Here is a 13205-nt window from a genome sequence, read left to right as displayed (position 1 = left end):
CTGGTTTGGGAGGGGCATGTGATGATTCAAAACAATTATTCAAAAACGCGACACGTCACGTTGTTGGCACTGGGGCTCCTGGGTATCTGTTCAGGCGCTCAAGCGACTGAAAACGGTGCGCCAACCACCGCGACCGGTGTTTATGACTTCGGCGCGGGCATGATGCCGCCGACTACCCCGAATGGAACGGTGGGCCTGCGCACAGCGTTCTATTCCGCCAACGTGCAAAAGGATCGCAGCGGCCGCTCGCTGAACAACAACTTTTCTCTCGACGTGCTGTCTCTCGGCCTCGCCTACATACGCATGACCGATCAGACCGTGTTGGGGGCACGCTACGGCTTTGGCGTAATCGTGCCGTTTTTCAAGATGGATGCATCGGTACAGGTTCCGACTCCGGTCGGTCCGCTGAACCTGAAAGCCGATCCGTTTCGCCTGGCTGATATTCAGGTGCTGCCGCTGATTCTGCAGTGGAATCTGTCGCCCAACCTGTTCATCAACGCGCAGTTTCAGGTTCAGGCGCCAACCGGCGACTACGACCGCAATCGGCTGATCTCGCCGGGTCTCAATCACTGGACGTTTTCACCCATTTTCAACGCGACCTATATCACCGATACAGGTTTTGAGGTCTCGTCCAGCTTTGAAGCCGACATCAATACCCGCAACGAAGCCACCGATTACAAAAACGGTGTCGAGTACCGGCACGAATTTGCCGTGGGTCAGCACGTAGGTCCGTGGACGGTCGGTATGGGCGGTTTCTACTACCGGCAATTCAGCGACGATGACGCGCCAGGCCTGCAAACAGGCAATCGCGCACGCGTAATGGCGCTCGGCCCAGCGGTGAGTTACTTCCAGCCCGGCATTCCACCTGTTTCGCTGCACGTTTACAAGGAGTTCGATGCGCGCAATCGCGCCGAAGGCTACACCGCAGCCCTGCGCATTTCCCACAGTTTCTGAGGCGTCCGCCATGACTCAAACACACGCTGTATCAACGCCGCCCATGTCAGCGCGTAGCGCTGGACGAAGGCAAGGTCTGGTGCTGGTACTTGGCAGCAGCCTGACCATCATGGGCTCGGTGATGGTTGCACCGGTTCTGCCCAAGCTCGGTGCAGAGTTCGGGCCGCTGGAACCCCATGCTTCGCTGTTGGTGCCGCTGGCGATGACCGGTCCAGCGCTCGCGATTGCCCTGTTTGCGCCGCTGGCCGGCTGGGTTGCCGACCGGGTAGGGCGCAAAGCCTTGCTGATCATCGCGACGCTTGTGTATGCGCTGCTAGGGGCGTTGCCCGCGCTCCTCGACAACCTGCAAGCCATCGTCGGTGTGCGGTTGCTGTTCGGCTGTGCCGAGGCTGCCATCATGACGTGCTGCGCCACGCTGATCGCCGATTATTGGCTGGGGGAAGAGCGGCTTCGCTACGTCAATCGGCAAGTGGTGACCACAGGCCTGGTGGGCTCGCTGTTCTTTGTCATTGGCGGCGCATTGGGCGAGCATTCCTGGCGCCTGCCGTTCTTTCTGTACCTGCTGCCGCTGCTGTTGCTGCCATTCATGATGAAAGTGCTGTGGGAGCCTGTCGCTGGCCGTCGACAGATCGATGAGCCGGGGCGTGACAAGGTTGCGGCACTGCCGTTGGTGTTCAGCTACCTGCTGGTGCTTTTTGGCATGGTGCTGGTCTTTGTCTTGCCCGTGCAGACCCCGGTGCTGCTGGTCAGCCTCGGCGTCACGTCGAGCACGATGATCGGCCTGTCCGCCGGGCTCGGTCTGCTGGCAACTCTCGGCGGCTCACTGGCCTGGCCGTTTTTGCGCAAACGTTTTGGCATTGTCGGTTGCAACGCGTTGCTGTTGATGCTGCTGGCGTCGGGGCTATGGCTGTTGATGCGCGCACAGACTTATAACGCTGTGTTGCTGGCTGTTCTGGTGCATGGCCTTGGTGCCGGGTTACTGGTGCCCAACACCATGGCGCCGGTCATGAACGCGTTGACGGCGCGCACCCGAGGTCGTGGCCTGGGTGGTTTCACCGCCTTTCTGTATTTCGGTCAGTTCGTCAGTCCGTTGGTGGTGGCCTTCGTAGGCGCCTTTGCCGGTGATCTGCGACACGCTATTCAGTGGCTTTCGGTTGCCAGCCTGCTGGCGGCATTGGGTTGGGTGCTGACCGGGTTGAACGCGCGTCGCCAAAGCAGCGCCAACGCCGCCGGATCCAGTCATTCCTAAACAGCATCAATCAGGAGCCTTTGCATGCACGATATTCAGGATTTAGTGAACAACGAAGACGCGACTGGCCTGGCCGAACGAGTCAGGCGTGGCGATATACAGCCGATCGAGCTGCTCGAAGCGGTCATCCAACGTATCGAAAAGGTCGAGCCCCAGCTCAATGCCGTGTCGGAACGGCTGTATGAGTCGGCCCGGCTGGCCGCGCAGCAGCTGAAAAAAGGCGACGGTGTGTTCGCCGGTGTGCCGACCCTCATCAAGGACCTTTTTTCTCCGCTCCAGGGCGCGACCATGAGCAATGGTTCGCTGTCGATGGGCGAGTTTCGCGCCGACGCCGACTCGGAAATCGTCAGCCGCTTGCGCAAGGCCGGGTGCGTGCTGGTCGGCACCAGCACATCGCCTGAATTCGGCACCTCATATTCCACTGAGTCCACGCGCTTCGGTGCGACCTGTAATCCCTGGAATACCGGGCACAGCGCCGGCGGCTCCAGCGGCGGTGCGGCGGCGCTGGTCGCGGCGCGCGTCGTGCCGTTCGCCCATGGCAACGATGGTGGCGGCTCGCTGAGAGTTCCAGCATCGTGCTGTGGTGTGTTCGGTCTCAAGCCCAGCCGTGGTCTGATGCCGTCCGGTCCGATGGTGGGTGAGGGCTGGGCCGGTATGGGTACGCCTCATGCGATTACCCTGTCGGTACGCGACAGCGCCGCGCTGCTGGATGCGACGGCGGGCATGGACCTGGGTGCCCCGTACGCCGCGCCGGTGCAGCCATTGCCCTATGTGAATGCACTGCAATGTGATCCCAGGCCGCTGCGGATCGCGCTGGTCGAGCAGCTTGGGCCATGGCCGACCTCACCCGAAAGCCTGACGGCTGTCCGCGAGGCCGCGCGCTTGTGCGAGTCGCTGGGCCATCACGTCGACCCGGTCAGTCTGCCAGTCGTGCTGCCGGAATTTCTGGACCACGTGTTCACGATCATTGGCGCGAGCACGCGCAACCACGTCGACATGCTGGGTCGTATGCGCGGCTTTGATGTGCAGGCGCAGGAGCTCGAAGTGCGCACACGCATCATCCTGCGCGACAAGGGTGATGTGAGCGGCGCGCAGTACACAGCGGCGGTGGAATGGATACATGCCCTGGGGCGGCAACTGGCGGTGTTCATGCAGGATTACGACGTGATCCTTTCGCCAGTCCTGACGCGTGAACCGGTGCGCCTTGGTGAGCTGGTTCTGGAGGACATTTGCACCAGCCTTGACGAGCTCCTGGAGCTCTACCACAGCTACTCGCCCTTCACCGCGCTGTTCAACGCAAGCGGTCAGCCAGCGATGTCGGTACCACTGTCCTGGAGTGCCCGCGGCTTACCGATGGGCGCGCACTTTGCGGGTCGTTTTGGTGACGAAAACACGTTGCTGGCGCTGGCAGCACAGCTGGAACGCGCCCAACCGTGGCGTAATCGAGTGCCTTCGGTCAACGCCTGTCATCCCTGACAGGCGTCGCAGGCCGAATCAGTAGCGAATCATCACGGACTTGAGTTCGGTGTAGTCCTCGATAAAGGCGCTGCCGAACTCACGGCCCAGCCCTGAAGATTTGCTGCCGCCGAACGGCACTGCCGGGTCGAGCATAGTGTGCATGTTGACCCAGACGGTGCCCGCTTCAATGTCAGGCACCATGCGCAACGCCTTGCTCAGGTCGTTGGTCCACAGGCTGGCGCTCAGGCCATAGGGTGAGTCGTTCATCAGTTCAAGCAGTTCTTCTTCGCTGTCATAGGGCAGAAACGTGGCAATTGGGCCAAACGTTTCCTCGTGAAGCAGCGTGTCGGTTCGGCTGTTGGCCAGAATGATGGTTGGCTCGACGTAGCAGCCCGGTCCGTCGATCAACTTGCCGCCGTGAATGATGGTGTTGTTTTCGGCACGCGCCCTGGCGAAGAATTCTCCCAGTTTCTGTTGGTGCTGGCGGTTGGTGACAGGCCCGAACTCGGTGCTTTCATCCAGCGGTGAACCTATGTTCAGGCTGCCCAGGCGCTTCGCCAGTTTGTCCATGATCGGGTCGATCTGTGAACGATGGACGAAAAACCGTTCGGCAGCAGCGCAGATCTGCCCCGAATGCAGAAATCCTGCTTCGATAATGCCATTGACGGCGGTATCCGGGTTTACGTCCGGCAGAAATCCCGCCGCGTTCTTGCCGCCCAGTTCCAGGGTGGCACGCTTGAGCCCGGCACCCATCGCGCCCTGGCCGACAGCGATGCCTGTCGGCACAGAGCCGGTAAACGACACCTTGTCGGTGCCCGCATGCTCAATCAGTCCCTTGCCTGCATGCCCGTCGCCGGTCAGCACATTCAGCGCGCCGGCTGGCAGACCTGCTTCCATCGCCAGTTCGGCAATGCGCAGGATTGTCAGTGGAGTGAACTCGCTGGGCTTGATGATGATGCTGCAACCGGTGACCAGCGCCGAGGCCAGTTTCCAGATGGCGATCATGGTCGAGAAATTCCACGGCACGATGCCTGCTACCACGCCGATTGGCTCGCGCAGGGTGAACGCGGTGTAGCGTTCGCCTGCGAACGAGGGCAGGGACGGGGTCAGGGTCTGGCCGCTGATCTTGGTTGCCCAGCCGGCGTAATAACGCAGAAAGTGTGCCGCCTGATCGACCTCAAAAGCCCGCGATATCTGGATGATCTTGCCTGACTGACAGGTTTCGATTTGCGCCAGTTCTTCGCGGTTGCGTTCAAGCAGGTCCGCCAGCTTCAACAGCACATGGCCGCGAATCGCCGGTGCGGTCCGGGACCACTCCCTGAACCCTCGGTTGGCCGATTGCACGGCCATGTCGATGTCTTTGGCGTCGGCGTTGACGACCTGGGCAATGACCTGACCCGTGGCGGGGTTGACGACATCGAGTGTCTGGCTTGAATGACTGTCGGTGTATACACCGTCAATGAACAGCGAGTGGCGGCGGCTGAGGAAGGCTTCAACCTGGGGCAGTAGCGAAATGTCGCTCATAAAGGTTTCCTGCTCGATGAATGAAAGGAAACCCCGAGGGTAGCCTTGCAGGCGGGGCCAAGCTTGACTGTGGCTGCCGCTCGCTGTGCCTCTGACTGCCATGCATGCAGAAGTGGCAGCCAGCAACAAAACCTCGTGCAGCCTGATACAAGCCAGCGCTCTGGATTTGCGGTCAGATCAGCGTTTGAACTCGATGCACAGTTGATGCATAAAGGGGCGGGCGATGTTCTTCAACGGGCAAAGACACAAACAGCTGTTGGGCGAGCAGATGCAGCGATATCTGGAAGATCAGACGGGCGATACCTCATTGCTGACCGCCTATCCGCACGTGCAGCAGTGCCTTGAACGGCATGCTCGACAGCTGGCTGAGGTGCGGCAGCAACTGGCACAGCACGAACAGCGAGTGCTGGACAAGGACGTTCAGTTGCAACGTGGCGAGCGGGAACGCGATGGCCTTTCTGTCGCGCTTGAACAGGCGCAGAAGCGGGAGCTTGGCCTTGAAGCACAATTGCGCGAGCAAGGGCGTTTGTTTTACCAACATCAGCAGCAGGCGCAGATCTGGGAGCTGCTGCAGTCGACGCTGACCGAAGGATGCTGGGACATCACGGTTGTCGACGGCAACCTGCAGCACGCCGACAGTTGCATGCGCTTTTCCCGGCAGTTTCGTCTCTTGCTGGGCTACGGCGCCGATGAGCTGCCGGACGGCTGGGACGCGCAAGTAGGTGTCACGCATCCGGACGACTTGCCGCTAATCATGGCAGTTTTCGATCGTGAAATTCTTGATGTGCAGGGCAGTGGTGAATACGTCTTCGAGTACCGCATGAAACACAAAACGCGCGATTACATCTGGTGTCGCGAACGTGGGCTTGCGGTGCGTGACGCGCAGCGGCGTCTGACACGGGTAATCGGCGCGGTTCGTGATATCAGCGATGAGCGCTCTGCGCAGTCCACCCACCAGCACATACCGCCAGCGCCAATCGGGTTTGCGTTGAGCAGGGCATCGATTCGGATCCGCTCGTCGTCGCGTTGACCTTTGGCAGATCATCGCAATACAGGCCATGCCACAGAATGGCTTTTCCAGCGAACCGATTGCACTTTCCAGAGGCAAGGCCGAGGTCATCTGAACGGCTGGACTTCTGCATCGGAAGTTCAGGTGCAATACCGGTCGTTACTTTTGTCGAGCGGTCACTATGTTTGCGGATTTTGCCGGCGTTCAAACGCTTCCGGCACGCCGCCCGCGCTACTGTTTTGCGCACCACGGTCAGCAGCTTGCTGCATTACGTAGCACTTCCAGCGTCTTCAGACCCTCCGATACCCAGCGGTTTTCATATTTATTCCAAGGTATTCAGGAAGTTGAATGCCTCCCCATATTGTTGGCCACGGTTTTGCATAAGTGAATATATGGATAATTGGATACAAAATGACAAAAGGTGTGTTCATGCAATTTGCTCCCTCTTATGCAGAGCGTCAGCCGGTCACCGCCGAGGAAGAGGCTTACAACTTTTTGCTTGAAGCGATTTGCGGAGGACGCTTCCGCAAAGGTCAGCGGCTGATCGCCGAGGACATCGCCAGCGAGATCGGGATGAGCCGCATGCCGGTTCGCGAAGCGTTTCGTCGTCTCGATGCACAAGGCCTGGTGACGCTGCGGCCCAACCGCGGAGCGATCGTCAGTGGCCTGGACATCGAAGAACTGCGCGAGGTGTTCGAAATGCGCAGCGTGCTGGAAGGTCTGGCGATTCGCCTGGCGGTGACACGCATCACCGACCGGCAGTTGGCGTCGCTGGAGCGCATGCTCGATGACATGGACGACTACCGCGACGAGAGTGCCCAGTGGGTGCGCCGCCACCGCGACTTTCACGAATACCTGTGCAGCCTCAGCGGCCGGCCCCGCCTTATGCGACAAATATCATCGCTGTATTCGCTGATCGAAGCGCCCATGCGCCTCTGGTTGCAACACGTTGAAAAACCCCTGAGCGCTCGACAAGAGCACGACGTGATCCTGCGCGCGATACGCGTGGGTGATGTCGACCAGGCTGAGTCAGTGGTTCGCGAGCATATCGAGGGCACCGTACCGGCACTGATCAGCTTTCTTCAAAACGAAAAATAGAGCGGTCCAGCCGCCGTTTCCCTGTGCCGACCTTTGCTGACCTGAGTGCTGCCCCGTTATTAACCAGACTGGAGCTTCTCGACATGCGTTCTTCCCACCTGATCATTGCTGCGTTATCCCTCGGGTTGTTCACCCAGTGGGCGTCTGCTGCGCTTGTAGTGCCCGAGCGCCTGCAAACGTCAGAAAAACTGACTTATTGCTCCGGTATGGATTCGCCACCGCTGATTGCCTTCGACGAGGCGCAGAAGCCCAAGGGGCTGGCGGTCGACCTCGGTTTAGAAATTGCCAGCCGACTCGACGGCAAAAAGGTGGAGTGGCGGGTCCTCCCGTTTTCGGGACTGTTACCGGCGTTGCTTGCCAAACAGTGCGACATGATTGTCGATCAGTTGTTCGACAAGCCGGAACGGCGTGAAGTGATTGATATCATCAACTACATGTATTCGAGCCAGTCGGTGGTAGTGCCCAAAGGCAATCCGAAAAACCTCAGGACGCTGGACGATCTGTCGGGTCGCAAGATAGCGGTACTTAACGGCTCGACCATCAAGACCCTGCTCGATGCCCACAATCAGAAGCTGACCAGCGCCGGCAAGCCGCCGATGAAACTGGTGGTGTACAACTCCGACACCGATGCCTTCCAGGCATTGCGTATCAACCAGGCTGACGCGTATGGCACCACGGTGGAAACCGCTGGCTATTACGCCGCGTTGGCTCCCGACCTGTTCGAGGAAGGCGTGCCGGCGTTCAGCCGGATCCTGACCGGACTGGGCATTCGCAAGGATGACCCGCAACTGAGCGCCGCCGTGCAGCAGGTTATCAGCGACATGCGCAGCGACGGCAGCTATGTCCGATTGCTCGCCAAATGGCATGTCAGCAGCGACACATTGGAATGAGGCGCTGACCTGATGAATTTCAACTGGGATATTTTCTGGCACTACCTGTTGCTGCCCAGCGACGTGTACCTGACCGGACTCGGCCTGACCTGCCTGATCAGTGTGCTGGCGATGCTGATGGGGAGTGCGCTGGGTCTGGCAGCTGCGCTGATGCGTCTGTCGCACAATCCGCTCCTTGACTGGCCGGTACGCTTTTATGTCTGGTTGATGCGCGGCACTCCGCTGCTGGTGCAGATCGTGTTTCTGTATACCGCACTGGCTGCGGGCGGCATTTTTCGTTTCGAAGACGTCGACCTGGGCTGGATCATCGTACCGGGCAATATTCAGGCGGCGATCATTGCGCTGGGCCTCAACGAAGGTGCGTACATGGCCGAGATCATTCGGGCCGGTATCGGCGCCGTCGACAAGGGGCAGTATGAAGCCGGACGCTCACTGGGCATGACCTTCGGCAAACTGATGCGGCGCATCGTGCTGCCACAAGCCTTTCGAGTCATCGTTCCGCCGTTGGGGAACGAGTTCAACGTGATGCTGAAAAACACCACACTGGTCAGTGTGATCGGTGTGCAGGAGCTGCTGCTCAGCACCCAGATGGTGACGTCAGCGACCTTCCGGGTCTTCGAGTTGTACCTGGTCGTCGCCATTTACTTCCTGCTTCTGACCACTCTGTGGGGCTTTTTCCAGCGCTGGCTGGAGGCCCGCTTCGGCCAGTCCGACCGCCCTGCACCCCGTGCCGCCAATCGTCTGTTCGGCCGTAACGCAATGAACATACTGAGGGGGCGATGAGCATGGCGCAGCAACATCAGGAATTTATCATCGAGGCCATCGACGTTCACAAATCGTTTGGCGAACTGCAGATCCTCAAAGGCATCTCGCTGAACGTGAGGCGGGGTGAAGTGGTGGTACTGATTGGCGCCTCCGGGTCGGGCAAGACCACATTCATTCGCTGCATCAATCTGCTGGAAGACATTCAGGGCGGTCGCATTCGGGTCAACGGTCAACCGATGGGCTATCGCGAGCGCTCTGACGGCAGCCTGGTCCGCGAATCGGAGCGTCACATCGCGCGACAGCGCCGTGACATTGGCATGGTTTTTCAGCGCTTCAATCTGTTCCCGCACATGACCGCACTGGAAAACATCATCGAATCGCCCATTCAGGTGCTTGGCGTTTCTCGTGGCCAGGCACTGGAGCAGGCGAAGGCGCTTTTGGCCCGCGTCGGTCTGGCCGAAAAGGCCAATCACTATCCATCGATGCTCTCGGGCGGCCAGCAGCAGCGAGTGGCCATAGCCCGCGCGCTGGCGATGAAGCCTCAAGCCATGTTGTTCGATGAGCCCACCAGCGCGCTGGACCCGGAAACAGTGGGCGAAGTGTTGCAGGTGATGAAAGAGCTGGCCGAAGACGGCATGACTATGGTGGTGGTTACCCATGAAATGGGCTTCGCCCGTGAGGTGGCCGACCGTGTGGTGGTGCTTGATCAGGGCGAACTGATCGAGCAGGGGCCGCCCGAGCAGATTTTCAGCCGGCCCAGTCATCCCCGGACCCAAGCATTTCTCAGCCGCGTGCTGTGACCCGATCATTTTGCAAGAGACTTTGCCATGTTGAAATTTTCCACCCATCAGTACCCGTACGCGTCCCAGCGCCAGAGCGTATTTGCGCGCCGGGGCATGGTCGCTGCCTCGCAGCCGCTGGCCGCTGAGGCCGGTATCGAAATCATGCGTCAGGGTGGCAATGCGATTGACGCTGCTATCGCTACCGCAGCCGCGCTGACGGTTGTGGAACCAACCGGGTGCGGCCTGGGTGGCGATGCGTTCGCGCTGGTCTGGACCCAAGGCCAGTTGCACGGTTTGAACGGCAATGGTCACGCGCCTGCATCGTTGAGTATTGAAGCGGTCAAGGCGGCGGGTCATGACGCCATGCCCCTGTATGGATGGACCCCGGTGACCGTGCCCGGTTGCCCGTCAGCGTGGGCCGAGTTGTCGAAGCGGTTCGGTAAATTGCCATTTGCCACGCTGCTGCAACCGGCCATCAGCCTTGCCCGTGAAGGCTTTCCCGTGTCGCCGGTGGTCGCTCGACAATGGCAGTCAGCCTACAACGAATTCAGCTCGCACCGCGACGTGGTGCTTGAGACCTGGTTTGACACGTTCCTGATTGATGGCCGGCCACCGCAAGCGGGTGAGTTGTTCTGCAACCCTTCCCAGGCCCGGACGCTGGAAGAGCTGGCCGAGAGTGGCTGTGAAAGCCTTTATCGCGGCAAACTGGCACAGCGTATCGATGCACATTCGCGCGCAACGGGCGGCCATCTGCGGGCCAGTGATCTGCAGGATTACCGCGCGCAATGGGTCGCGCCGATCAGCGCGAATTACCGAGGGTATGACGTTTGGGAGATTCCGCCCAGCGGACAAGGGCTGGTCGCACTCATGACGTTGAAAATACTTGAGGGCTTCGAGTTCGACCATCGCGACAGCGAACAGACCTGGCATCGCCAGCTCGAGGCGCTGAAGCTGGCCTACAGTGACGGGCTGCATTACATCACCGACCCCTTGCACATGCGCATTGCGGTCGAAGACCTGCTCAGCGACCGCTACAGCAAGCACCGCCGTGAACAGATTACCGACCAGGCATTGCCGCCGACCCCTGGTGATCCGCATGCGAGCGGGACGGTGTACCTGGCCACCGCTGATGCCGAGGGCAATATGGTGTCGTTCATCCAGAGCAACTATCACGGTTTCGGTTCCGGCGTCGTGCTGCCGGACAGCGGTATTGCCCTGCAGAACCGTGGTCAGGAATTCAGTCTGGATCCAGCCCATGCCAACTGCCTGGCACCGGGCAAGAAAACCTTTCACACCATCATCCCCGGCTTCATCAGCAAGGACGGCGTGCCCTTGGGGCCGTTTGGCGTAATGGGTGGCTACATGCAGCCCCAAGGTCATGTGCAGATGGTAATGAACCTGGTGGACTTCGGTCTCAACCCTCAGGCCGCACTGGATGCGCCACGCTGGCAGTGGCTGGGTGACATGAAGGTCGGCATCGAGCAAGGCGCGTCGAAAGATCTGGCCATGGCACTGCTCAGGCGTGGACATCAGGTTCAGATCGCCTGTGATTCCATCGAGTACGGTCGTGGCCAGATTATCCTGCGCGATCCGCTCAGCGGTGTGCTGTGTGGCGGAACAGAGCCCCGGTCCGACTCGCACATCGCCGTCTGGTAGCGCTTGCTGCGGTTGTTCGATGTGCCGTGGCAGTAATCAGGAGCGTTTCAGCGTTTCAGGCGCGGCATGAAATTCTTCCGAGGCATTCTCGCGCCATTGCTCCGGGTCGCGCAGGTAATGAGACAGCATCCAGTGGATGGTCACGGCCTGTTCGTCCTCGGACTTTTCGGGAATGTCATAGCCAAGGGAGCGGAGCCCCTGGGCGGTGGACATGCAACTGAAGTTCGCTCTGCCAAGGATGTAGCGCAGGTCTTCGTCCAGAGGCAGTGAGGCGGGGCCGGCGATCAGCTCCTCAAGCTCCTGCAAGGCTGCCGAGTGGTCAGCGCCCTCGGGCTTGTTGTGGCTCATGAGTCGCTCCAGGAGGGCAACCGGTACGATTCGACATTGACTGCTCATGGTGACTCCGAGGCGCTTTGCCCGCACCGTCCTCCGTGACGGTGCGAGGGTTAATACTTGGCCGTTACGCTACCTGAACGAGTCGCACGTCCGGGGTCGTCGTTACTGCATGCGTCGTCCCGCATACGTCCGATAGCCTTCCTGAAAGGCTGACGTATTGATTGTAGAACCGCATGAACAAATACAAGTTCGTTCAATTTGCAGAGAAATGGGCTCAACGGTAATTCATCGAAGCTGCACGTTCAAAAAGAGGGCGGCAGTATCCCCAATATACGTGGCCCATCGAAACAGCCCGGTTTCGGGGCGTGGTTCAGAATTCGCCGCATGCCTTGGCAGCCACCTAAAGAGATTTTGCTCGCAGCGGACGGATGCGTGTGGCCGAGCAACCAACAGCAGGGTTACGCTCAAGCCATACCTTGTTATTAGGCGGGTCCTGATGCCCCCACGCCTCACCGCTGCATGACTACTGCACTGCGCAGCCTTTTTTGGCGTGGGGCAACGGCAAGGCCGTCTGCTGCGCCAGGCCTGCATTTGATCGTTTGAACAGGCTTTGTGTGAAAAGCGTTACGCTTTTTTTCACGCCATTCTGTACGTAGTGAAATTCGAAACGGGCAGGTATGTTCATGGTGCTGTTGCTCTTGTCATGAGCAGCGGCGCGATCTCTGACCACGCCACTGCAACCTTGCTAATCAACTTGCGCCAGGAGATTGGCCTTCAGCACCTTGCGTAGGGTGCTCAGATGCTCTTCTTCCTCGCGCAATGCGTGTTCAAAACCATTGGCAAGAATTGGATGTCCCGCCTTGCGCGTCAGTTCAATCAAAAGTCCCCATGCGTCATTGTCTTCCAGTTCCAGCGTCAAAACGGCATTCAGGCATTGGGATGTGGTGGTCCGCGGGTCGGTCAGTACCTGCATCACGCCCAGCGATTTTACGCCAACCACGTCGGCGCACGGCGTCATTGCGGTCGGGTCGGCGCCCAGCGTTTCAATCGCATGGCGCAACAACGCCATGTGCTGGTGCTCTTCATTCTGAATCCGGCGCAGGGTCGCGATCAGCTCGTTATCAGCCTCGGGGGCAGCAACGGCTTTGGCGATCATCGCCTCGTACAGACGTACGCCGGTGCGCTCGAAGGCCAACCGCTCGCCCAGTTTGTCAGTGAGCACTTCAGGGTTTTTGCCACGCAGTTTATCGAGCGAGCTTTTCACCATCCCCTTGAGCGAGCCGGGGATCGGGACAGAACCTACCGTGTCAGCTTCAACGACGGCGCGTTGCCGGGCCTCGGTCAGTTGTTCAACGCCGCCGGGTACGTCTGCTGGATGTAGCGCGACGGCCCGGATCTGCCGTTCTGTGTCTTCGGGTGAAAGTTGCGTAGCGGTTCGGTTCAAGCCAAGTTTCAGTTCAGGACTGGTCATCACGGGTCTCCTT

The 13205-nt window shown here is 59.6% G+C and carries 13 protein-coding genes; 9 read left to right on the top strand and 4 right to left on the bottom strand.

The annotated features are described in order from the left end of the window. Positions 1 to 21: 21 nt before the first annotated feature. Genes KDX37_RS07680 through KDX37_RS07670 form a run of 3 tightly spaced genes read left to right on the top strand, consistent with a single transcriptional unit; the run spans position 22 to position 3679 of the window. Complete coding sequence (locus KDX37_RS07680) at positions 22 to 954, top strand: SphA family protein (protein WP_231652080.1); 933 nt, start codon at positions 22 to 24, stop codon at positions 952 to 954. A gap of 10 nt (positions 955 to 964) precedes the next feature. Continuing rightward, positions 965 to 2203: an MFS transporter gene (locus tag KDX37_RS07675; RefSeq protein WP_231652079.1), complete on the top strand. Its 1239-nt coding sequence runs from the start codon at positions 965 to 967 to the stop codon at positions 2201 to 2203. Positions 2204 to 2227: 24 nt separating this feature from the next. Further along, positions 2228 to 3679, top strand: coding sequence for an amidase (locus KDX37_RS07670; protein ID WP_231652078.1), 1452 nt, complete (start codon positions 2228 to 2230; stop codon positions 3677 to 3679). Positions 3680 to 3697: 18 nt separating this feature from the next. On the opposite strand, the gene KDX37_RS07665 is transcribed toward KDX37_RS07670, so the two are convergent. Next, complete coding sequence (locus KDX37_RS07665) at positions 3698 to 5185, bottom strand: aldehyde dehydrogenase family protein (RefSeq protein WP_231652077.1); 1488 nt, start codon at positions 5183 to 5185, stop codon at positions 3698 to 3700. A gap of 223 nt (positions 5186 to 5408) precedes the next feature. Between KDX37_RS07665 and KDX37_RS07660 the strand changes: the two genes are divergently transcribed. The 6 genes from KDX37_RS07660 (at position 5409) to KDX37_RS07635 (ending at position 11385) form a co-directional block, all read left to right on the top strand. Next, positions 5409 to 6215 (top strand): PAS domain-containing protein, encoded by an 807-nt coding sequence (locus KDX37_RS07660; RefSeq protein ID WP_231652076.1) that lies wholly within the window; start codon positions 5409 to 5411, stop codon positions 6213 to 6215. Positions 6216 to 6623: 408 nt separating this feature from the next. Further along, the gene (locus KDX37_RS07655; protein ID WP_231652075.1) at positions 6624 to 7292 is read left to right on the top strand and encodes a GntR family transcriptional regulator; all 669 of its coding nucleotides are present in this window, start codon (positions 6624 to 6626) and stop codon (positions 7290 to 7292) included. An 83-nt stretch (positions 7293 to 7375) separates the two neighbouring features. Next, positions 7376 to 8182: an ABC transporter substrate-binding protein gene (locus KDX37_RS07650; RefSeq protein ID WP_231652074.1), complete on the top strand. Its 807-nt coding sequence runs from the start codon at positions 7376 to 7378 to the stop codon at positions 8180 to 8182. 12 nt (positions 8183 to 8194) lie between these two features. Next, positions 8195 to 8965 carry an amino acid ABC transporter permease gene (locus KDX37_RS07645; protein WP_231652073.1) on the top strand — a complete coding sequence of 257 codons (771 nt, stop codon included), beginning with the start codon at positions 8195 to 8197 and terminating at the stop codon, positions 8963 to 8965. 2 nt (positions 8966 to 8967) lie between these two features. Next, complete coding sequence (locus KDX37_RS07640) at positions 8968 to 9747, top strand: amino acid ABC transporter ATP-binding protein (RefSeq protein ID WP_231652072.1); 780 nt, start codon at positions 8968 to 8970, stop codon at positions 9745 to 9747. 27 nt (positions 9748 to 9774) lie between these two features. Continuing rightward, entirely contained in the window at positions 9775 to 11385 is a 1611-nt protein-coding gene (locus tag KDX37_RS07635) for a gamma-glutamyltransferase family protein (protein WP_231652071.1), read from the top strand. Positions 11386 to 11421: 36 nt separating this feature from the next. Here the strand turns inward: KDX37_RS07635 and KDX37_RS07630 are convergent, their stop codons facing one another. The 3 genes from KDX37_RS07630 to KDX37_RS07620 all read right to left on the bottom strand — a co-directional run bounded on the left by KDX37_RS07630 (position 11422) and on the right by KDX37_RS07620 (position 13192). Continuing rightward, positions 11422 to 11733 (bottom strand): hypothetical protein, encoded by a 312-nt coding sequence (locus KDX37_RS07630; RefSeq protein ID WP_231652070.1) that lies wholly within the window; start codon positions 11731 to 11733, stop codon positions 11422 to 11424. A 511-nt stretch (positions 11734 to 12244) separates the two neighbouring features. Further along, entirely contained in the window at positions 12245 to 12406 is a 162-nt protein-coding gene (locus KDX37_RS07625; RefSeq protein WP_231652069.1) for a hypothetical protein, read from the bottom strand. A 60-nt stretch (positions 12407 to 12466) separates the two neighbouring features. Next, the gene (locus KDX37_RS07620) at positions 12467 to 13192 is read right to left on the bottom strand and encodes a ferritin-like domain-containing protein (protein ID WP_231652068.1); all 726 of its coding nucleotides are present in this window, start codon (positions 13190 to 13192) and stop codon (positions 12467 to 12469) included. Between the last annotated feature and the right edge of the window lie 13 nt (positions 13193 to 13205).

The organism is Pseudomonas californiensis (genome assembly GCF_021147775.1).
Classification (GTDB): Bacteria; Pseudomonadota; Gammaproteobacteria; order Pseudomonadales; family Pseudomonadaceae; genus Aquipseudomonas; species Aquipseudomonas californiensis.
The sequence above is the reverse complement of the archived record's forward strand: the minus strand, read 5'-3'. Positions and strand labels throughout refer to the sequence as shown.